Annotated in this window: 12 protein-coding genes; 5 read left to right on the top strand and 7 right to left on the bottom strand. The window is 75.5% G+C overall.

Features of this window, described 5'->3' with window-relative positions; translation table 11 throughout:
- Window positions 1-26: 26 nt before the first annotated feature.
- Both ACGFQ9_RS02435 and ACGFQ9_RS02430 read right to left on the bottom strand, forming a co-directional pair.
- Window positions 27-887, bottom strand: coding sequence for an ABC transporter permease (locus tag ACGFQ9_RS02435; RefSeq protein ID WP_393570320.1), 861 nt, complete (start codon window positions 885-887; stop codon window positions 27-29).
- Window positions 884-3,661, bottom strand: coding sequence for an alpha/beta fold hydrolase (locus tag ACGFQ9_RS02430; RefSeq protein WP_393570318.1), 2,778 nt, complete (start codon window positions 3,659-3,661; stop codon window positions 884-886). Before ACGFQ9_RS02430 ends, ACGFQ9_RS02435 begins: the two co-directional genes overlap by 4 nt.
- Before the next feature lie 152 nt (window positions 3,662-3,813).
- Here ACGFQ9_RS02430 and ACGFQ9_RS02425 point away from each other — a divergent pair, with 152 nt between their 5' ends.
- From ACGFQ9_RS02425 to ACGFQ9_RS02415, 3 genes are all read left to right on the top strand, one after another.
- Window positions 3,814-5,346, top strand: coding sequence for an ATP-dependent DNA ligase (locus tag ACGFQ9_RS02425; RefSeq protein WP_393570316.1), 1,533 nt, complete (start codon window positions 3,814-3,816; stop codon window positions 5,344-5,346).
- 108 nt (window positions 5,347-5,454) lie between these two features.
- Entirely contained in the window at window positions 5,455-6,066 is a 612-nt protein-coding gene (locus ACGFQ9_RS02420; protein WP_393570314.1) for a helix-turn-helix domain-containing protein, read from the top strand.
- Window positions 6,067-6,081: 15 nt separating this feature from the next.
- Entirely contained in the window at window positions 6,082-6,210 is a 129-nt protein-coding gene (locus ACGFQ9_RS02415; protein WP_365115079.1) for a DUF6126 family protein, read from the top strand.
- A 38-nt stretch (window positions 6,211-6,248) separates the two neighbouring features.
- Here the strand turns inward: ACGFQ9_RS02415 and ACGFQ9_RS02410 are convergent, their stop codons facing one another.
- Together ACGFQ9_RS02410 and ACGFQ9_RS02405 are read right to left on the bottom strand one after the other, a co-directional pair.
- Complete coding sequence (locus ACGFQ9_RS02410) at window positions 6,249-6,692, bottom strand: hypothetical protein (protein ID WP_393570312.1); 444 nt, start codon at window positions 6,690-6,692, stop codon at window positions 6,249-6,251.
- 42 nt (window positions 6,693-6,734) lie between these two features.
- Entirely contained in the window at window positions 6,735-8,291 is a 1,557-nt protein-coding gene (locus ACGFQ9_RS02405) for an MFS transporter (RefSeq protein ID WP_393570310.1), read from the bottom strand.
- Window positions 8,292-8,522: 231 nt separating this feature from the next.
- Here ACGFQ9_RS02405 and ACGFQ9_RS02400 point away from each other — a divergent pair, with 231 nt between their 5' ends.
- Both ACGFQ9_RS02400 and ACGFQ9_RS02395 read left to right on the top strand, forming a co-directional pair.
- A complete protein-coding gene (locus tag ACGFQ9_RS02400; protein ID WP_393570308.1) occupies window positions 8,523-12,074 on the top strand; it encodes a S8 family serine peptidase in 3,552 nt (1,183 codons plus the stop codon).
- A 109-nt stretch (window positions 12,075-12,183) separates the two neighbouring features.
- Window positions 12,184-12,930 (top strand): hypothetical protein, encoded by a 747-nt coding sequence (locus ACGFQ9_RS02395; protein ID WP_393570306.1) that lies wholly within the window; start codon window positions 12,184-12,186, stop codon window positions 12,928-12,930.
- 31 nt (window positions 12,931-12,961) lie between these two features.
- Here the strand turns inward: ACGFQ9_RS02395 and ACGFQ9_RS02390 are convergent, their stop codons facing one another.
- The 3 genes from ACGFQ9_RS02390 to ACGFQ9_RS02380 form a co-directional block, all read right to left on the bottom strand.
- Window positions 12,962-17,554 carry a trypsin-like peptidase domain-containing protein gene (locus tag ACGFQ9_RS02390; protein WP_393570304.1) on the bottom strand — a complete coding sequence of 1,531 codons (4,593 nt, stop codon included), beginning with the start codon at window positions 17,552-17,554 and terminating at the stop codon, window positions 12,962-12,964.
- Window positions 17,551-18,024, bottom strand: coding sequence for a CU044_2847 family protein (locus ACGFQ9_RS02385; protein WP_393570302.1), 474 nt, complete (start codon window positions 18,022-18,024; stop codon window positions 17,551-17,553). The genes ACGFQ9_RS02390 and ACGFQ9_RS02385 overlap by 4 nt, the downstream gene beginning before the upstream one ends.
- A gap of 178 nt (window positions 18,025-18,202) precedes the next feature.
- Window positions 18,203-19,594 (bottom strand): DEAD/DEAH box helicase, encoded by a 1,392-nt coding sequence (locus ACGFQ9_RS02380; protein ID WP_393570300.1) that lies wholly within the window; start codon window positions 19,592-19,594, stop codon window positions 18,203-18,205.
- Window positions 19,595-19,608: the final 14 nt, after the last annotated feature.

Here is a 19,608-nt window from a genome sequence, read left to right as displayed (position 1 = left end):
CCCGCGAACGCCAGGACGCGGCCCGGCTAGGAGACGATGTCCTTGCGGGCGAAACCGCGGAACGCGAGCGCCACCAGCACGATCGCGTACGACACCGACACCGCCGCGCCCTTCGCCATCCCGGCCCACTCCACGTGGGGCTGCAGCGCGTCCAGCCAGGAGAACTGCCAGTGTGCGGGCAGGAACTCGCGCCAGTCGCCCAGCGCGGTCACCGCGTCCAGCACGTTCCCGACGATCGTCAGGCCGACCGCCCCGCCGACCGCGCCCAGCGGCGCGTCCGTACGGGTCGACAACCAGAACGCCAGCCCGGCCGTCACCAGCTGCGACACGAAGACGAACGCCACCGCGACCGCCAGCCGGGACAGCGCGTCCCCGGCCGGCAGCGAGCCGCCCGCCGGCAGCTCCAGCGGGCCCCAGCCGTACGCCACGGTCCCCGCGGCCAGCGCCACCGCAGGCAGCAGCACGATCGCCGCCAGCGAGAACCCCAGTGCCACCACCAGCTTGCTCCACAGCAGCCGGGCCCGCGGCACCGGCGAGGCCAGCAGGTAGCGCAGCGAGGACCAGCTCGCCTCCGAGGCCACCGTGTCCCCGCAGAACAACGCCACGGGTACGACGAGCAGGAAGCCCGCCGAGACGAAGAGACAGGTCACCGTGAAGTTCGCCGCCGAGGCGGTGGCCGTGTCGATCAGGCTGATCCGGTCACCGCCGTCCCCGCCGCGTCCCGGTTCGCCGCCCACCGCGAACGCGATGATCAGCACGAAGGGGAGGGCGGCCAGGATCCCGCCCATCACCAGCGTCCGGCGCCGCCGCCACTGGCGCAGCGCCTCCACCCGCAGCGGCAGCGTGTGCCGCGCCCGGTACCCCGGTGCCGCCTCCACCACGCTCATGCCGCACCTCCGATCAGGGTGAGGAACGCGTCCTCCAGCCTCCGGTGCGGGCCCACCCCGGTCACCGGCACCTCCAGCCGCACCAGCTCCGCGATCAGCTCGCCCGCGCCGGCGCCGTCGAGCCGCACCAGCAGGCCGAGCCCGTCCTCGGAACCGACCACCGAACCCACTCCCTCCAGCGCCGCCACCTTCTCGACGGTCGTCCGCGGAACCTGTTCCGACAGCGTCACCAGCAGGGTGTCGCCGCCACCGGTGATCTCGGCCACCGGGCCCGCCTGCACCAGCCGCCCCCGGTCCATGACGACCAGGTGCGTACAGGACTGTTCGACCTCCGACAGGAGGTGGCTGGAGACGATCACCGTCCGGCCGCCGGCCGCATAGCGGATCATCACGTCCCGCATTTCGCGGATCTGCGGCGGGTCCAGACCGTTCGTCGGCTCGTCGAGGATCAGCAGGTCCGGCAGGCCCAGCATCGCCTGGGCGATCGCCAGCCGCTGCCGCATGCCCTGCGAGTACGTCCGTACCGCCCGCTCCAGCGCGTCGCCCAGCCCGGCGATCTCCAGGGCCTCCGCCATGTGCGAGTCCCCGGCCGGGCGGCCGGTGGCCCGCCAGTACAGTTCCAGGTTCGCCCGCCCCGACAGGTGTGGCAGGAATCCGGCGCCCTCCACGAACGCGCCGACCCGGGACAGCACCGGCGACCCCGGGCGCACCGCCTGCCCGAACACCCGGATCTCCCCGGCGTCCGGGGTGATCAGCCCCATCAGCATGCGCAGGGTGGTCGTCTTGCCCGCTCCGTTGGGCCCGAGCAGGCCGAGGACCTGGCCCTTCTCCACACGGAACGACAGGTCGCGGACCGCGTACCGGTCCTTGGCCTTCGCGTACCGCTTGGTCAGACCGGTGATCTCCAGCGGTACGCCGGCCGGGGCCGGTTCCGGCCGCGCCGACGCCGGGGCCGCGCCGGGCGTCCGCCGCCGGCGCACCGTCAGCAGGACGGCGGCCAGGACGGCCGCGCCGGCCGGCAGCCCCCAGGTCCAGCCGGGCAGTGCCGCGGGCGCCGTCCGCACTCCCTCCGCCACGGGTACCGACAGCGGGCCCCGCAGGGCGACGGTGTACGTCGCCGGGGCCGCCGGGCCGGCGTAGCCGAGGTCGGTGGCGGACAGCACCAGCCGGAGCCGGTGCCCGGCCTCCAGCCCGTGGTCGACGGCGGGGAGGACCAGGTCGACGTCCGTGCCGCCGCCGGCGTTCTCCACCCGCACCGGGGCGACGAGCTGACTCGGCAGCACCTGCTGCAGGCCGTCCGGCCCCACGTCGTACACCTTGCCGAACAGCACGGCCGAGCCGTCGGCCGCCGTCGACCTCACGTGGACCTTCACGGTCGGGGTCCCGGTGATCCGCAGCGCGCCGTCCAGCGGCGCCGAGTCGAAGCGGGCGTGCTGGCCCGGGAAGTCGAGGGAGAACCCGGTGCCCAGGGCGGCGAGCTGCCCGCCGATGCCGGGCAGCGCGGACAGCGCCGGCGGGGCACCGCCGGCCGGGTTGGCGAAGCTCTGCTCCCGGCCGGCCAGGGCGAACGCGCGCGGCGCGGACCGCAGTCCGGGGTAGCCGTCGGCGGTGGCCTGGCGGACCTGCACGTCCCCGTTGGTGGTGTCGATGCCGCCGGTACGGGTGACCTGGAAGGCCGGGCCGGTCGCGGCGGAGGTGTCGCCCTTGAGGTGGCGGTCGAACCAGGCGGCGGTCCGCGCCTCCACGCGGGAGCCGTTCCGCATGCCGCCGTCGTGGCCGCCGGCCGCCCAGTCGACCGCGACCGGGGCCCCGTTCGCGGTGATCGCCCGCGCCATCGCGTCGGACTGGTCCAGCGGGAACAGCGAGTCGGTCTGCCCCTGCACGATCAGCGTGGGCACCTTGATCCGCCCGCCGACCGCCGAGGGGCTGCGGGCCTCCAGCAGCGCGCGGGCCTCCGGGTCGGGCCGGCCGGCCACCGCCACCCGCTCGTACATCGCGCACAGGGCCGGCTGGAACCGGCCGCAGCCGGGCGCGGGGCCGCCGGGCGCGGCGCCCGGGTCCGCAGGCCGCCCGTCGGAGGGCCGCCCCTCGGCGGGCGCGCCCGCGGACCGCAGTCCGCCGGCCGAGCCGGTGGTGAAGAACACCCCGGCCCACAGCTTCTTGAAGACCCCGTTCGGGAACAGCGCGTCCGCGAGGTTCCAGTAGGTGATCTGCGGGGCGATCGCGTCCACCCGCGGATCGTGCCCGGCGGCGAGCAGCGAGACCGCGCCGCCGTAGGAGGCCCCGGCGACGCCGACGCGCGGATCGCCCTTGGCGTCCAGGGCGACCTCGGGGCGCGCCGCCAGCCAGTCGATCAGCCGGGAGACGTCCTTCACCTCGAACTCGGGGTCGTTCAGGCCGATCTGTCCGCCCGAGCGCCCGAACCCGCGCGCGGACCAGGTCAGTACGGCGTACCCGTCGCGCGCCAGCCGCTCCGCCTGCGCGCGCAGGTCGTCCTTGGAACCGCCGAAACCGTGGGCGAGGAGCACCGCGGGCCGTTTCGCCGGCCCGCCCGCGCCCTCACCGGCCTTCGCGCCCCGGGCGTCCCCGGCCGTGAAGTACGAGGTGTCGATGCGCGCGCCGGGCATGTCCAGGACCTGGTCCTGCCGGTGCACCGCGGGCGGGTCGTCCCCCGCGGCCGTCGCGGTCCAGGTACCGGCGCCCGCGAGGACGGCGAGCGCGGCGGCGCCGGCGAGCAGGCGGTCGCGGCGGCGCCGGGGCAGTCGGAGCTTCATACGGGAACCCTACGGCGACGGACCCGGCGGCCGGAGCACCCGCAGTCGGAACTCCCGCACCTCCTCCAGGCGTACGCCGGGCCGCCCGGCGTACCGCAGCCGCGGTACGGGCCCGACCTGCGCGGGCCGCACGGGGGCGGGACGATGGCGGCATGCTGCTGGCCGAGGTCGCCCGCGTGTCCCGGGAGGTCGCCGAGACCCCCGCCCGGTCGCGCAAGGTCGCCCTCCTCGCGGAGCTGTTCGCCGCCGCCCCCGCCGAGGAGGCCGCCCTGGTGGTCTCGTACCTGGCCGGGCGGCTCCCGCAGGGCCGGCCCGGCATCGGCTGGCGCGCCCTGGCCCGCGACGTGGCCCCGGCGGACCGGCCCCTCCTCACCGTGCCCGAGGTGGACGCGGCCGTCACCGCGCTCACCGGGGTCGCGGGGCCGGGAGCCCAGGCAGAACGGCACCGGATCGTGGACGCCCTGCTCGGCGCGGCCACCGCCGACGAGCAGAGGTTCCTGCGCAGCCTGCTCTCCGGGGAGGTCCGGCAGGGCGCCCTGGACGCCGTCGCCCTGGAGGGCGCGGCCCGGGCGGCCGGGGTGCCGGCCGCCGACCTGCGGCGGGCGGTGATGCTGGAGGGCTCGCTGCCCCGGGTGGCCGCGGCCGTGCTGGCCGACGGCGAGCGGGCCCTCACCCGTGTCGGCCTCCACGTGGGCCGCCCGGTGCAGCCGATGCTGGCGAGCACCGCCGGGTCCGTCGCGGAGGCCCTCGCCGCCCTGGGGCCGTGCAGCGTGGAGGAGAAGCTCGACGGCATCCGCGTACAGGTCCACCGCGACGGGGACACGGTCCGCGTGTACACGCGGTCCCTGGACGAGATCACCGGCCGGCTGCCGGAGGTGGCGGAGCTGGCCCGGGAGCTCCCGGAAGCCTGTTTCATCCTGGACGGCGAGGTGATCGCGCTCGACGGGGACGGTCGTCCGGTGCCCTTCCAGGAGGTGGCGAGCCGGGTCGGCTCGCGTCTGGACGTGGCGGCGGCGCGGGCCGCGCTGCCCGTCAGGCCGTTCTTCTTCGACGTCCTGGCCACCGAGGACCGGGTGCTGCTGGACCTCCCGGTGCGCGAGCGGTACGCCGCGCTGGTCCGCCTGGTGCCCGGTGAGGCACTGGTCCGCCGCCTGGTCGTCGAGGACCCGGTGGGCCGGCTCGCCGAGGCCGAGGCCTTCTGGGCCGAGACGCTGCGCCGGGGCCACGAGGGCGTGATGGTCAAGTCCCTGGACTCCGTGTACGCGGCGGGCCGGCGCGGCAAGCTCTGGCTCAAGGTGAAGCCGGTGCACACCCTGGACCTGGTGGTGCTGGCCGCCGAATGGGGCCACGGGCGGCGTACCGGACTGCTGTCCAACCTGCACCTGGGCGCGCGGGCGGCCGACGGCACCTTCGTGATGCTCGGCAAGACCTTCAAGGGCCTGACCGACGCCATGCTGCACTGGCAGACCGGCCGGCTGCGTGAACTGGCCACAGGGGACGACGGGTTCACCGTGCGGGTCCGGCCCGAGCTGGTCGTGGAGATCGCCTACGACGGCCTGCAGCGCTCCCCGCGCTACCCGGCCGGGGTCGCGCTGCGGTTCGCCCGGGTGCTGCGGCACCGCCCGGACAAGCGGGCCGCCGACGCGGACACGGTCGACACGGTGCTCGGCACCGGGACTTCCTGAACGCCGGGACCCCCTGAACGCCGACCCCTGCGCGCTGAGACCGCGCGCGATTTTGCCTCAGGGGCAAAGCGGATTGCCTCACAGGCAAAACCCTGGCTCAATCGGTTCATGAGCACCGACCAGGAGCCCGACCGGCTGCCCGACGTCGCCCCGCACCTGCGCGACCTGCGCCGCCGCGCCGGTCTGACCCTGGAGGCCGCGGCCGCCAGGGCCGGTCTGTCCCCGGCCCACCTGTCCCGCCTGGAGACCGGCCGGCGACAGCCGTCTCTGCCGCTGCTGCTCGCCCTCGCCCGCACCTACGGCACCACCGTGTCGGAGCTGCTGGGCGAGACCACCGCCGTCGCCGATCCCATCGTACGGGCCGGCGGTCCGGGCGCCCGGGAGGCCGACGGCTGGACGTACTGGCAGGCAGGCGGCTCAGGCCGGGGCATGCAGGCGCTCCGGGTGCACGTTCCGCACGGCCGTGGCCAAGGCGAACTGGTCCGTGTCCATCCCGGGGAGGAGTGGCTGTACGTGCTCAAGGGGCGGCTGCGGCTGCACCTGGCGGAGGCCGAGTACCTGCTGGAACCGGGGGACAGCGCGCACTTCGACTCGCTCACCCCGCACCGGATCGCGGCCGCCACGGGCGGCGGCGCCGACCTGCTGTTCGTCCACACCCTGCTGCAGAGCAGCCTCGCCGGGCTGTGCCTCGGCGGCACCGGCGGCCACGCCCGCCCCTGACACGAAGGAGCTCCCATGTCCGAGCACTCCGAGACGAAGTTCCCGCGCGGTCTGGTGATCCGCCTGATCGCCTACCTCTTCGTCGGCCACCTCTTCGCCTTCTTCGTCTATCTCCTCTTCGTCCTCGGCGGCCAGAACCAGTGAGCGCCCGGGTCGGCGGCAGCGGCCGATGGCCGCGGCCGTCAGTCGATGGGCTCCACGAGCGCGGCCCGTGACGGCTCCGGCGGGAACGGCTTCCCGTAGTACCGGGTGTCCCGCAGGATCCGCCCTTCCTGGTCGAGTTCCAGGACCACCGCCGCGTGCCAGATCTCGCCCGCGTAGTCGTTGACGGTCTCCAGCACCCACACCCGGCCCGAACCCGTCAGCCGGCGCACGGTGACCGACGGCGGCACCGGATAGGTCTCCTGCATGCGACGCATCGCCTCGCGGCCGCGGATCCGCTCGCCCGACTGCGGCATCTCCATCACGTAGTCCGGGTGGCGGAGCTCGTACTCCGCCGCCGCCGAGAGGCCCTCCGGGCCGTGCCCGTACAGCCGGTCCACGGCCTCCCGCATGGCGGCCGCGTCATTGCGGGTCACCGCCCTGCGCAGCAGTTCCCGGACCTCGACGGTCTCCCGGTCGGTCATGGCCACCTCCGCGCACAGCCCCTTCCCACCGTACGGGCGTGATCAGTGTTCCGCCTGCGGCGGTTCCAGCGTGGGCGCGCCCACCCCGCACTGCGTGTGGCACTGCGGATGGGCCGCCCCCGGATCGGGTCGCCGTACGGTCGCCCAGGCCAGCGCCGAACCGAGCACCAGCAGTCCCGCGCACCACGCCATCGCCCGCGCGAACGCGGCGTCGAACTCGACGGGGGAGAGGTAGGCCTCCGGGCCCATGCCGGACAGCAGGGGCAGTGCCGCGACCGCGAGCAGGCCGGCGGCCCGCGCGGCCGCGTTGTTGATCCCGCTGGCCAGCCCGGCCCGCCCCGGGTCCACCGAGGCCAGCACCGTGGAGGTCAGCGGCGCCACCAGGGCCGCCAGGCCCAGGCCCAGCACCGTCATGGCCGGCAGTACGTCCGAGACGTACGAGGCGTCCGGCCCGGCCCGGATCATCAGCAGCATGCCGGCCGCACACACCAGCGGCCCCACCGTGAGCGGGATCCGCGGGCCGATCCGCTCCGCGAGCTCGCCCGACCGGGCCGACAGCAGCAGCATGATCACGGTGACCGGCAGCAGGGCCGCCCCGGCGCCCAGCGCCGAGTAGCCGGAGACCACCTGCAGCTGGAGCACCGACAGGAAGAAGAACCCGCCGAGGGCGGCGTAGACGGCCAGCGTGACCAGGTTGACGGCGGTGAACTGGCGGGACCGGAAGATCTCCGGCGGCAGCATGGGCTCCGCCCGCCGCCGCTCGACGAGCACGAACGCCACGCCCAGCAGCACGCCCGCCACCGCGGAGCCGATCACCGGGCCGGACGCGCTGTTCGCCTCGATCAGCGCGTACGTCACCAGCCCGAGCGAGGCCGCGCCGAGTACCGCCCCGGCCACGTCGAACCGCCCGGTGGCCTGCGGGTCGCGGGTCTCCGGCACGTACCGCAGCGCGACCGGCACGCACACCGCGGCCAGCGGCACGTTCAGCAGGAACACCCAGCGCCAGCCCGGTCCGTCCACCAGCCACCCGCCCAGGAACGGGCCCACGGCCGCCCCCACCCCACCCAGCCCGGACCACAGACCCACCGCCCGCCCCCGGTCGTCCGGGTGCAGCGACCCCTGGATGATCGCCAGCGAGCCGGGGGTCAGCAGCGCCCCGCCGACGCCCTGCAGGGCCCGCGCGGCGATCAGCACCTCCGTGTTCGGGGCGAGTCCGCACAGCAGGGAACCGGCCGCGAACCAGACCACGCCGAGCACGAAGATCCGGCGCCTCCCGTACCGGTCGCCCAGGGCCCCGCCGACCAGGATCAGCCCGGCCAGGGTGAGCAGGTAGGCGTTGACCGTCCACTGCAGGGCGGCCATGTCCGCGCCCAGGTCCTCGCCGATGCGGGGGAGGGCCACGTTGACCACGGTCGAGTCCAGCAGGGCCATGGTCGAGCCGAGCACGGTGGTGAGCAGGATCCACCGGCCGCGCGCGGTGGCCAGCCGCACGGCGGGCACGGGCGAGCCCGGGCCGGGCCGGGCCGCCCCGGGATCCGCCGGCGGGGGCGGGGGCGGAGGAGGGGGCCGGTCGGGGGTGCCGGGAGCGGAAGGGGCCATGACTCAAGGCTCCCCGCCCTGCCCCGGACGGTCCACCCGGTGGCCGGAAACCGGCCGTGTGCGGCGGTTCGCGCCGGGGCGGTCTTGTCCCGCCCTCGGCCCATGGCTGACCATGGCGCGCACACGTCACGCACGTGTCATGCACATGCCGTTCACGTGTTCCGGCGCACCCGCACCGGCTTCCGCACCCGCACCCCGCCACCCGGCCCCGTACGTCCCAGAGGAGACCACGTGACCCAACGGAACGGACCGTTACGCACGGCGCTCACCCTCATCGCCTCCCTGCTGCTGATCCCCGCAGGCACGGTGGCGGCCACCGCCGCACCACCGCCCGACCCCGCCGCGGCCGCCGAGCGCAAGATCGAACCCGAACTCCGGGAGCAGCTGGACGACTCCGGCAAGGCCGTCTTCTGGGTCTACCTCGACAGCGCCGCCGACCTCACCGCGGCCGGCCGCCAGACCACCCGGGCCGCCAAGGCCGAGACCGTGTACAAGGCGAAGAAGGCCCACGCCGACCGCACCCAGGCCGGGTTGGTCAAGTCCCTGGACGGGGCCCGCGCCGAGTACACCTCGTACTGGATCGTCAACGCCGTCCGGGTGGTCGGCGACCGAAAGCTCGCCGGAAGCCTGGCCGAGCGGCCCGAGGTGGCCCGCATCGACGCCGACGACGAGGTCAGCCTCCCCAAGCCCCTCGAAGGCAAGCGGGAAGCGGCCGCCGACGCCGTGGAATGGAACATCGACCGGATCAACGCCCCCAAGGTGTGGGAGGAGCTGGGCGTCCGCGGCGAGGGCATCGTCGTGGCCAACATCGACAGCGGCGTCGACTTCCAGCACCCCGCGGTCGCCGGCTCGTACCGGGGCCGGGCCGCCGACGGCTCGGTCAGCCACGCCTACAACTGGTTCGACCCGGCCGGCATCTGCGCCGGCGGCGCCCCCTGCGACAACAACGACCACGGCACCCACACCATGGGCACCATGGTCGGCGACGACGGCGGCGCCAACAAGATCGGCGTGGCCCCCGGCGCCAAGTGGATCGCCGCCAAGGGCTGCGAGACCAACTCCTGCTCCGAGGCGTCCCTGCTCGCCTCCGGCCAGTGGATCGTCGCCCCGACCGACGCGAACGGCCAGAACCCCCGGCCCGACCTCGCCCCGCACATCGTCAACAACTCCTGGGGCGGACCCGGCGGCGACAGCTGGTACCAGCAGGTCGTCGACGCCTGGCGGGCGGCCGGCATCTTCCCGGCCTTCTCCAACGGCAACTCCGGCCCCGGCTGCGCCACCAGCGGCTCGCCCGGCGACTACGCCGTCTCCTACAGCTCCGGCGCCTTCGACGTGAACAACGCGATCGCCTCGTTCTCCTCGCGCGGCGCGCCCCAGGGCGGCGGCGTCAAACCGAACATCGCCGCCCCCGGCGTCAACGTGCGCTCCTCCGTGCCCGGCGGCTACGAGGCCTTCTCCGGCACCTCCATGGCCTCCCCGCACACCGCCGCCACCGTCGCCCTGATCTGGTCCGCCGCACCCGCCCTCGAAGGCGACGTCGCGCAGACCGAGGCGCTGCTCGACGGCACCGCGGTGGACACCGACAACACCAGCTGCGGCGGCACCGCCGCCGACAACAACGTCTTCGGCGAAGGCCGCCTCGACGCCCTCGCGGCCGTCCGGGCAGCCCCGCGCGGCGCCATCGGCGCCCTCGCCGGGACGGTACGCTCCGGCGGCGAGCCGGTGGCCGGCGCGAAGGTCACCGCCGACGGACCCATCGACCGTACGACGACCACCGCGGCCGACGGCAGCTACCGCTTCCCCGCTCTGTCGGTGGGCGACTACGCCCTGACGGCCGGCAAGTTCGGTTACGCCCAGCAGGACGCCGCCGTGGCCGTCACCGAGGGCGGCACCGCCACCGCGGACTTCTCCCTCACCCAGGCCCCCTCCGGAAAGCTCACCGGCACCGTCACCTCGGCCGCCGGACCCGCCGCCGGAGCCGCCGTCGCCATCGCCGACACCCCGGTCACCGCCACCGCCGACGCACAGGGCCGCTTCGAGGTGACCCTCCCGCACGGCACCTACGACGTACGGGCCACCCACACCTCCCGCTGCCTGACCGGCGGCAGCAGCCGGGTCACCGTCGCGGGGGACACCACCGCCGAGGTCACCCTCCCCGAGCGCACCGACGGCTACGGCTACGCCTGCGCGGCCGCGGGCGACCGCCCCTACCAGGCCGGCGACCGCAGGCTCGCCCTCACCGGCGACAACAACACCGAACGCGTCGACCTGCCCTTCCCGCTGCCGCTCTACGGCAAGACCTACGGCCAGGCGTGGATCAGCACCAACGGCACCGTCAGCTTCGGCGGCGCCCACGGCGGCGACTTCAACGGCGACATTCCCAGCACGGCCACGCCCAACGCGGCCCTGTACCCGTTCTGGGACGACCTCGTCGTCGGCCCCGCCGACAGCGGCTCCGGCGTCTTCACCTCGGTCACCGGCACCGCCCCGCACCGCTCCTACGTGGTCGAGTGGCGCAACGTCGCCCACTACTCCGCGCAGGCCGATCCGTTCTCCTTCTCCGCCGTCATCGGAGAGGACGGCCGGGTCACCTACCACTACCGCGGCACCACCGGCAGCGGTACCAAGGGCGGCTCCACGGCCACCGTCGGCGTGGAGAACCAGACCGGCACCGACGCCTTCAAGTACTCCTACAACGCCGCCGCCCTCACCGACGGCCTCTCCGTGGCCTTCCGCACCACCCGCAGCGGCGTGGTGTCCGGCCGGGTCCTGGACGCCAACGACGGCGGCGGCATCGCCGGCGCCACCGTGACCCTCGGCAGCGGCGCCTCCGCCGTCTCGGTCACCACCGCGGCGGACGGCGGCTACGTGGTCCAGGCGCCCTCCGGCACCGTCCCGGTGTCCGTGACCGCCCCCTCCTACGAAGCCGCGGAGGCGGCCGTCGAGATCAAGGCGGCCGACGTCACCGCGCTCAGCCGGTCGCTGCGCACCGCCAAGGTGACCGCGTCCCGGGCGTCCGTCGAACTGGTGGTGACCCCGGACGAGAAGCGGACCCGCACCCTGGACCTCACCAACCCGGGCCTCGGCACGGCCTTCACGGTGGCCGAGGACGCGGCCTGGCTGACCGCCACCCCGGGCTCGGGCGACCTGCCGACGAACGGGAAGGCCACCGTCGGCCTCGCCGTGGACACCGCGGGCGTGGCCCCCGGCACCGTCCTGACCGCCGACCTGAAGATCACCTCGGCGAGCGGGCGCAGCCCCGTCCTCACCGTCCCGGTCAAGGTCGTCGTACCCCGCTACCAGGCCGCGCTCGACGCGGGTGCCGACTACACCGGCACGGACGCCCTCGGCGACACCTGGAACCCGGACCGCAAGTACACCCCCGGCTCGTACGGCTACCAGGGCAGCTCCACCGTGAAGTCCACCGGGCGCACCATCGCCGGCACGGACGACCAGCGGCTGTTCCGGACCGCCCGCGAGGGCATGTACGAGTACCGCTTCGACAACGTGCCCAACGGCACCTACACGGTGGAACTCGGCTTCGCCGAACTCTCCACCACCAAGCCGAACAAGCGGGTCTTCGACGTACTGGCCGAGGGCACCCAGGTGCTCCCGTCCCTGGACATCGCCCTGGAGGCCGGCACGTACACCGCCCTCACCCGCAGCTACACGGTCACCGTGACGGACGGGACGCTCAACCTCCGCTTCGTCACCCACACCGGCTTCGGCAAGCCGCTGCTGAACACGCTGCGGGTCACCGAACGCCCCGACCGGGCGGCCTGACGCCCCGCGGGGTCCGCGCCGCCGGCCGCTCGGACATCCGGGTGGTCACCGGCCCCGCCGCAGGGCGGTGCGCGCGCGGACCCCGCACCACCGTGCTCAGCTGGTGGGGATGACCAGTGACGCAGTGACGCCCCCACCGACTCCACGGACCCCGCTGCCGCCCGGCGCGGCCTGGGCCACCGGCGACGCCGGCGGACTCCGCGCGAGCGGGAGCGCCGACGGCGGAGCCCCGGCCCCGGCCGCCGCCGGGCTCGGCGGGGCCCTCGCGCTCTGGCCCGTCCTCGGCACCCTCGTCGAGGAGGGCGCCCTGCGGCTGCACACCCCCCTGTCCGCCTACGGACTCCCCGGCCGGGCCACCGCCCACCAGCTGCTCACCTCGGGCCGTCGCCCCGGCGGCCCGGCCGACGGCCCGGACCACACGCCCGACCGCGACGGGACGCTGACCCGGCTCGCCGAGGCGGTCACCGGCACCCCGCTGGCGGAACTCGCCCTCACCCGGGTCTGGGCACCGCTGGACATGGCCGGTACGACGCTCGGACCCGAGCCGCGGACCACCCTCGAGGACGCCGCGGCATTCCTCCGGCACCTGCTGGAACCCGGCCGGGGACCCCTCCCCGCGTCCTGGATCGCGGACTCGCTCCGCATCCGCACCGGGGAGCTCTTCCCCGCCCGAGGCCTGATGTGGCGGCCCGCCCCGGGCAGTCACCCCCGCCAGGACCTGTGGGTCCACCACGCCGCCCAGGGCCCGTCCGCGCTCTGGGTCTCCCCGCGGCACCGCCGCTGGGCGGTCCTGCTGGCCCCGCCGACGGCCCCGCCCGCGCTCCGGGACGGCGTACGGGAGCTGGTGCTCCTCTGACCCGCCCCGGGCGGTCCTGCGGGCCGACCGGTCAGGGGGGCGGGCAGACCGGGCCGTCCGGGGCCGGGACCGGCAGGGTGCGGCGCTCGTCGGGGGTGAAGGCGCGGTGGCCGATGATCCGGCACAGCTTCCGTTCCCAGTCGGCCGGGTCGAGGCGCAGCGGCCCTCCGTTGCGCTGCGGGTCGATGTAGATCACGCTCCGGGCATCGCCTGACAGGTCCATGAACTCGAAGCCCGACGGCCTTCCGTACGGGTTCTGCAGCTGCCCGAAGTCCCAGGAGTCCGGCGGCGTCCGGGCACCGGGGCGGTAGGTACGGACGGTGGAGTGGGCGGCCACAACGTAGCGGCCGTCGTCGAGGAAGGTCGCCACGAACTGCTGCCCGGGGGCGTCGGCCACGCTGGGCAGCGGCCCGATCTCCAGACGCAGCGGGTCCCTGCGCCACAGCTCGACGACCCCGCCGCTGCGCAGCAACGCGAGGTGTCCGCCGCGCGGGGCGAACTGGACCCCGATGACGTCTTCGGCGACGGGCACCTCGGCCACCGTGCGACCGGTGCCGAGATCCACGACCCGGGCCCTCGCGGTGCCCTGCACCATGACGCTCACCCGGTCCCGGTCCGGGTGGGCGGCGGTGTGCACGAGGGTGGTGGCGATGCTCCTGCCGGGCGGCAGGAAGTCCTTGACGTCGAACCGGGCGAGCTCCCGCCCGCTGCGCGGGTCCCACTGCTGGATCAGGGTGCCGGCGGCGGTCACCAGCCGCCCGTCGCGATGGAACAGGTATCCGAAGGAAGCCGCTTCCGGGGGCTTGGCGGTGGTGATCCGGACCCTCGGGCGGAGGGTGGCCGTCTCGCGCACGGTGACCGTGTTGACGCCGTCGCGGTCGGCGAACAGCGTGCCGTCCCGGCCGAAGGGGAACCGGCTGTCGCGGCGGGGCTCGAAGTGCGGCTTCGGCCGGGGTTCGCGGGCGAGCAGCCGGCCGTCCGCCGGGTCGGCGGGGCGCAGTTCGACGGCGGAGCCGTCCTTGAGCACGGTGACGGTCCGGCGGCCGTCACGGGTGAGGCGCTGCTGGCCGACGTCCACCCACTGCCGCTGCGGCAGGATCCTGGTCAGGGCGATCCAGGAGGTCTCCTCGCCCTTGGCCGCGACGTACAGCTCCTCGCCCCGGGCCAGCAGGTACACGGAGGTCGAGGCGGTCCCGGGGCGGATGCCGGCGCGGGCGACGACGGTGCCCCGGTCCAGGTCGACGAGGCCGAACGCGCCGTCCTCCCGCACGAGGAACCGCCGGCCCGTGAGGTCGACGGCGTCCTGGTCGCAGCCGCCCGCACTGCGGTGGCGGACGGGGTCCGGAGTGCCTCCGGGGAGCCGGACCCGCCCGAACACCCCCGTGGTGCCCTCCTTCCGGCAGACGACCGCCGTGGTCCGGTCCCCCGACGGCAGGAAGGACCGGGCCCGGGTCACCACCTCGCGCGGGGTGCCGCCGTCCGGGGGCAGGGCGAGGAGCCGGTGCCCGTCGTCGAGGGCGGGGCCCTGCCACAGGCCCGCGTACAGGGTCCGGTGGTCGGGACCGAACCACAGGGCTCCATCGGGATCCCCGGGCAGCGGCGTGCTGCCGCCGACCTCGTCCCTGCCGAGGTCCCACCAGGCGATCCGGCCGCTCCCGATCACGGCCAGACGGCTGCCGTCCGCGGAGACCGCCGTGCCACGTCCCGGATCGCCGAACCTCGAGGTGTCCGGGATCCGGGGCAGACGGTGTTCGGGGCCGGCGATCCGGCCGGCGTCCGCGCGTACCTCGAACCATCCCCCGGTGCCGTCGTACGTGACGTACGCGGCCCGGCTTCCGTCGGGGACCACGTGGACGGCGATCACCTGGGAGGCACGGAGGAGTTCGGTGCGGACGGTGCCGGTGGCGGCGTGCACGAACAGCACGGCGCGGCCGGAGGTGGAGCGGGCGAGCACCACCTCGCCGTCCCGGCTCGCCGCGAAGTGGTCGATCTGCGCGGGCAGTCCGGAGAGCACCCGGTCGGCATCCGCGTTGGCGAGGTACTGGCGCAGCAGCTGGTTCCGGGCTTCGTCGGTGGGCGCGGTGCGGTGGGCGGCCACGGCCAGCATCGCGGCGCGGGCGGGGTCGGTGCCGGTCTGGTCCTGGGCGGCCTGGGCGAGGGCGCGGGACGCGGCGAGGGCCGCGCGGCCACGGGCCTGACCCGATGCGTACGCGTACAGCGTGCCGAGGACGAGGGCCAGGGCGAGCAGGACGCCCCCGGCGGTACGCAGGACACGGCGATTGCGGGTACGGGCACGCTGCCGGCTTCCGCCTTCCCGCAGGAACTCGTGCTCTTCGGGGCTGAATTCGGGGCCTCGGCTCTCCAGCCAGGGCCGGGCGCCCGCCAGGGTGTCGGCGGCGGGGAGCAGTTCGGGGTTGCGGCCGGATCGTTCCCAGCGGCCCAGGTCGTGGCGCAGTTGCTCCCGCCAGGCGAGGAAGGAGTGGTCGCGGGCGGCCTGCGCGGCGAGCCTGTCCCAGCCGGTGATCAGCGCCTCGTGGGCGAGTTCGACGGTCTCGGTGCCCTCGGCGGTACGGCCGGTGACCAGCAGCCGGGCGTCGGCGTCGGCGAGGGCACGGGCGATCCGCCTTTCGTCCGGGCCGAGTTCGGTGAGGGAGACGGTACGGCGGGTCGCGGCGGCCGAGCCGAGCGGGATCCGGACGAGCCGGGTCAGCAGACGCCGGGAGGGCGGCCCGTCCTCTGCCGGGACCCGGCTCCGCCAGATCTCCTCGGCCCGGGCCGACAGGGCTCCGGCGACGCCGCCCAGTTCCCCGTAGGCCCGGTGGGTGAGCAGACCGCCGCTCTGGTGCTGCCACAACTGGTCGAGGGCGAAACCGAGCAGGGGCAGGGCGCCGGGCTCGTCACCGGTGTCGGCGAGGATGCGCTCGGCGAGGTGCGGCTCGTAGCGCACACCGGGCACCGCGTCGACGGGCGCGGTGACGGCACGCCGGAGGCCCTCGGGCCCGAGCGGCCCCAGGGCGTACAGGCTCCGACCGACGAAGCGGCCGAGAGCGGGACGGTCGAGGACGGCTTCCAGGAAGTCGGCGCGGAGGGTGGTCAGCACGTGTACGGAGGGCGGCAGGGCGTCGTGGAACAGGACCCGGGCGAGCGCGTCGACGGCGGCGGGGTCGGGTACCGAGAGCAACTCCTCGAACTGGTCGACGACGATCAGGAGCCGCCGCGGGGACCCGCCCCCACCGGACCGCGCGGTCCGGCGCGGGGCGGGGAGGCCGGCGCCGTGGAGGGGGACGGATGGAAGTGGGTCGGCGGGGATGCCGGGGGCCCGCGTCTCGGGCAGAGCGGGCGCGGACCCGGAGTCGGCGCCGGGCGGGGACCCGGAGTCGGCCGCGGACCCGGGAGCGGCCTGGGGCGGGGGAGTGGCCGCAGGCTCGGGGGTGGTCGGGGGAGCGGGCGGCCCGTGCGCGGTTCCGGGGGCTGCTGTTACCGGTGGGGGCGGCTCGGGCCGGGAAAGCGGGTCCCGGCGGGCCGGGTGGGGCGGGGCGCCTCCGGGCGGGGATGTCGCCAGGCCCTCCGCGAGGTCCCCGAGGGCGCCGTCCGCGAGGAGGGCGGCCAGGACCGGGATGCGGGCCAGGCGCTCGGTGCCGGTGAGGTCCGGCTCCAGCAGCGGCAGCAGCGCCGCCGCCAGCGCGGACAGCGGGCTGCTGCCGGCGGTCGGCCTGAGCACCGCCACCGCGTCGCCGGCCGCCCGCCGCCGGGGCACGACGCCCGCCAGGGCCAGGGAGGACTTTCCCGAGCCCGAGGATCCGACGACGGTGACCCAGCGCCGGCCGGCGAGGGCTTCCGCGATGATCCGGCTCTCCTCCTCCCGGCCGTGGAAGACGTCCGCGTCCTCCTCCCGGAACGCGGCGAGACCGCGGAACGGGGAGCGCGGCAGGGCGAGTTCGCGCAGGTCGGGCCAGGGCGCCAGCAGCCGGTCGGCGGGGATCAGATAGCTGACCGGCGGTTCTCCCGCCTCGGCCTGCACCATCATGCCGACCACGCCGGACAGCCGGTCGTCCCAGACCGGGCTGCCGCTGAAACCGCGGGAGACCGCGTACCCCTGGCCGGACAGGTCGGCCTGCACCCAGCCGCCCGCCTGCCGGGCGCGGAGCAGGCCGGCGTGCCACACCCCGTCCGGCCGTCCGGCCGGGAAGCCGAAGACCCTGACCGGGTGCTCCCACACCTCCGGGTCCTCGACCAGCCGCACGGGCCGGGCTCCGGGCAGCGGGGCGGTCAGCCGCAGCACGGCGATGTCTCCGGCGCCGGACGGTCCGGGGGACAGGAAGTCCCGGACCTCCGCGGTCACGCCCGGGCAGTCCCCGGGCCGCCGGAGCAGCGGCAGGTCGACGGCGATCCGCGCCGCCGGACCGGGCACGGAGTCCGGCGGGAGGCCGAGGGCGGCGGCCACCACATGGGCGCAGGTGAGCGCGAGCCCGGGCCCGATGAGGAAACCCAGGCCCACCGCCCGCCCCCGGGGGTCCCGGATCCGCAGCACGGCGGCGTCCAGTGCCCCGGGTCCGGCGGCGAGGGCGTGGTGAGGGTCGGGAGCGGATGCGGGGCCCGGGCCGGCGGACGGCCGCCCGGTCACGGAGCGGAGGTGCCCGGGGCCGCCGGCACGGCCGTCGTCTCCGCCGTCTCCGGCGTGGCCGGAGACGGCACCGGCACCTGCGCCTCGGCGGTGACCGTCTCGGTTCCGGTGCCGCCCGCCTCCGCGGGCTGCCGGTTCCAGGTCAGGGAGACCGTGAAGTGAGCCTGTGCCGCCGTGCTGCTGATCACCACGTCCGCCTCGGCCGTGAGCGAAAGCCCGAACTCCAGGCCGATCTCGTCCGGCGAGTGGGTCATCCCGCGGAAACTGTCGACGAAGTTCTGCGCGATCGGCCGTACCCCGGCCAGCATCTCCCCGAGCGAACGGGTGGCGCGGGCGACGACCTGGCCGGGCCGGGCGACCGCGACCAGTCCCTCCGTGGCCTGTTCGACCTCGACCTTCACCAGGTCCGTACGGACCACCCCGTCGAGGGGGTCGGCTACGGACACGGGCATCTCGACGAGGTATCCCACGGTCTCCCCGTAAGTTCCGGAAGGGCGACGGACTGCAGGGCGCACGATCCGTCGCGCAACCGCCGTCGGCTAACCGGAAGTTATCGCACCGCCCCCGTCGACCGGCCCGATTCCGGCCGGACTTCACCCGGTCGAGTCATGAGGTCGTACCCGGCGGCCCGCTCGGGCTGTGCCCGGTCTACGAGCCGCGGCGGACCCGGGCGGCGCGGCGGGCCTCCGCAACCTTCCGGGCCTCGGACGTACGGCGGTTCTCCTTCGGCGCCGGACGGGTGCCCCGGCCGCGGAAGCCCAGCTCCGACTGGCCCTTGGCGCCGCCGCCCTTGCCGCCCGCGGAGGCCGGGGCCGGACGGGCGCCCGTCAGCCGGGCCAGCTCCGGATCGCCCGGCTTGACCTGGGCGGTGCGGGCCCGGATCCCGGCCCCGGACAGCATCCGCGACAGGTCGCGGCGCTGGTTCGGGGCGGCCAGGGTGACCACGGTGCCCGACCCGCCGGCGCGGGCGGTCCGGCCGGCCCGGTGCACGTAGTCCTTCGCATCGGCCGGCGGGTCCAGGTTGACGACCAGGTCCAGGTCCTCGATGTGGATGCCCCGGGCGGCCACGTCGGTGGCCACCAGCGCGGTGACCTCGCCGTTCCTGAACTGCTCAAGGGTGTGGGTGCGCTGCGGCTGCGACTTGCCGCCGTGCAGGGCGGCGGCCCGGATGCCGCTGTCCTTCAGGTGCCGGGTGAACCGGTCCACCGACACCTTGGTGTCGAGGAACAGCAGCACCCGCCCGTCCCGGGCGGCGATCTCCGTCGCCGTCGCGAACCGGTCGGCCGGATGCACGTGCAGCACCAGGTGGTCCATCGTGGTGACCGCGCCCGCCGACGGGTCCACCGTGTGCACGGCCGGGTCGTCCAGGAACCGGTGCACCAGCCCGTCGACGTCGCCGTCCAGGGTCGCGGAGAACAGCAGCCGCTGCCCGTCCGGCCGCACCCGCTCCAGCGCGTCGGTCACCTGCGGCAGGAACCCCAGGCCGCACATCCGGTCGGCCTCGTCCAGCACCGTGACGGCCACCCGGTCCAGCCGGCAGTACTTGCGCTCCAGCAGGTCCGTCAGCCGGCCCGGCGTCGCCACCAGCACCTCCGCGCCCGCCTTCAGCTCGGCCGCCTGCTGGTTGATCGCCAGCCCGCCGACCGCCGTGGCGATCCGCAGCCCCACCGCGCGGGCGAGGGGCGCGAGCGCGTCGGTCACCTGCTGCGCCAGCTCCCGGGTCGGGACCAGCACGAGTGCCAGCGGCTGCCTGGGCTCGGCCCGCCGTCCCGCCGTACGGGCCAGCAGCGCGAGACCGAAGGCGAGCGTCTTGCCGGATCCGGTGCGGGCCCGGGCCAGGACGTCACGCCCCGCCAGGGCGTTCGGCAGGGTGGCGGCCTGGACGGGGAACGGCTCGGTCACGCCCAGCGCCGCCAGGGTCTGCCGCAGCGGTTCCGGCAGGTCCAGCCCGTCGAAGGAGGACACCGCGGGGAGGGCCGGGGTCACCGGTTCCGGCAGGTCGGAGGCGTTCGAAGGGGCGTCGTCGGGGGACTGGGTCACGCGGACAGCCTACC

The organism is Streptomyces sp. NPDC048603 (assembly GCF_043199475.1).
Lineage (GTDB): Bacteria > Actinomycetota > Actinomycetes > Streptomycetales > Streptomycetaceae > Streptomyces.
Note: the sequence above shows the minus strand (reverse complement) of the source record. Positions and strands in the feature narration are given on the sequence as shown.

Bases quoted from the DNA above. Each gene is read 5' to 3' on its own strand.
- ACGFQ9_RS02435 (WP_393570320.1), bottom strand. From the start codon at position 887: ATGAGCGTGGTGGAGGCGGCACCGGGGTACCGGGCGCGGCACACGCTG.
- ACGFQ9_RS02430 (WP_393570318.1), bottom strand. From the start codon at position 3,661: ATGAAGCTCCGACTGCCCCGGCGCCGCCGCGACCGCCTGCTCGCCGGC.
- ACGFQ9_RS02425 (WP_393570316.1), top strand. From the start codon at position 3,814: ATGCTGCTGGCCGAGGTCGCCCGCGTGTCCCGGGAGGTCGCCGAGACC.
- ACGFQ9_RS02420 (WP_393570314.1), top strand. From the start codon at position 5,455: ATGAGCACCGACCAGGAGCCCGACCGGCTGCCCGACGTCGCCCCGCAC.
- ACGFQ9_RS02415 (WP_365115079.1), top strand. From the start codon at position 6,082: ATGTCCGAGCACTCCGAGACGAAGTTCCCGCGCGGTCTGGTGATCCGC.
- ACGFQ9_RS02410 (WP_393570312.1), bottom strand. From the start codon at position 6,692: ATGACCGACCGGGAGACCGTCGAGGTCCGGGAACTGCTGCGCAGGGCG.
- ACGFQ9_RS02405 (WP_393570310.1), bottom strand. From the start codon at position 8,291: ATGGCCCCTTCCGCTCCCGGCACCCCCGACCGGCCCCCTCCTCCGCCC.
- ACGFQ9_RS02395 (WP_393570306.1), top strand. From the start codon at position 12,184: ATGACCAGTGACGCAGTGACGCCCCCACCGACTCCACGGACCCCGCTG.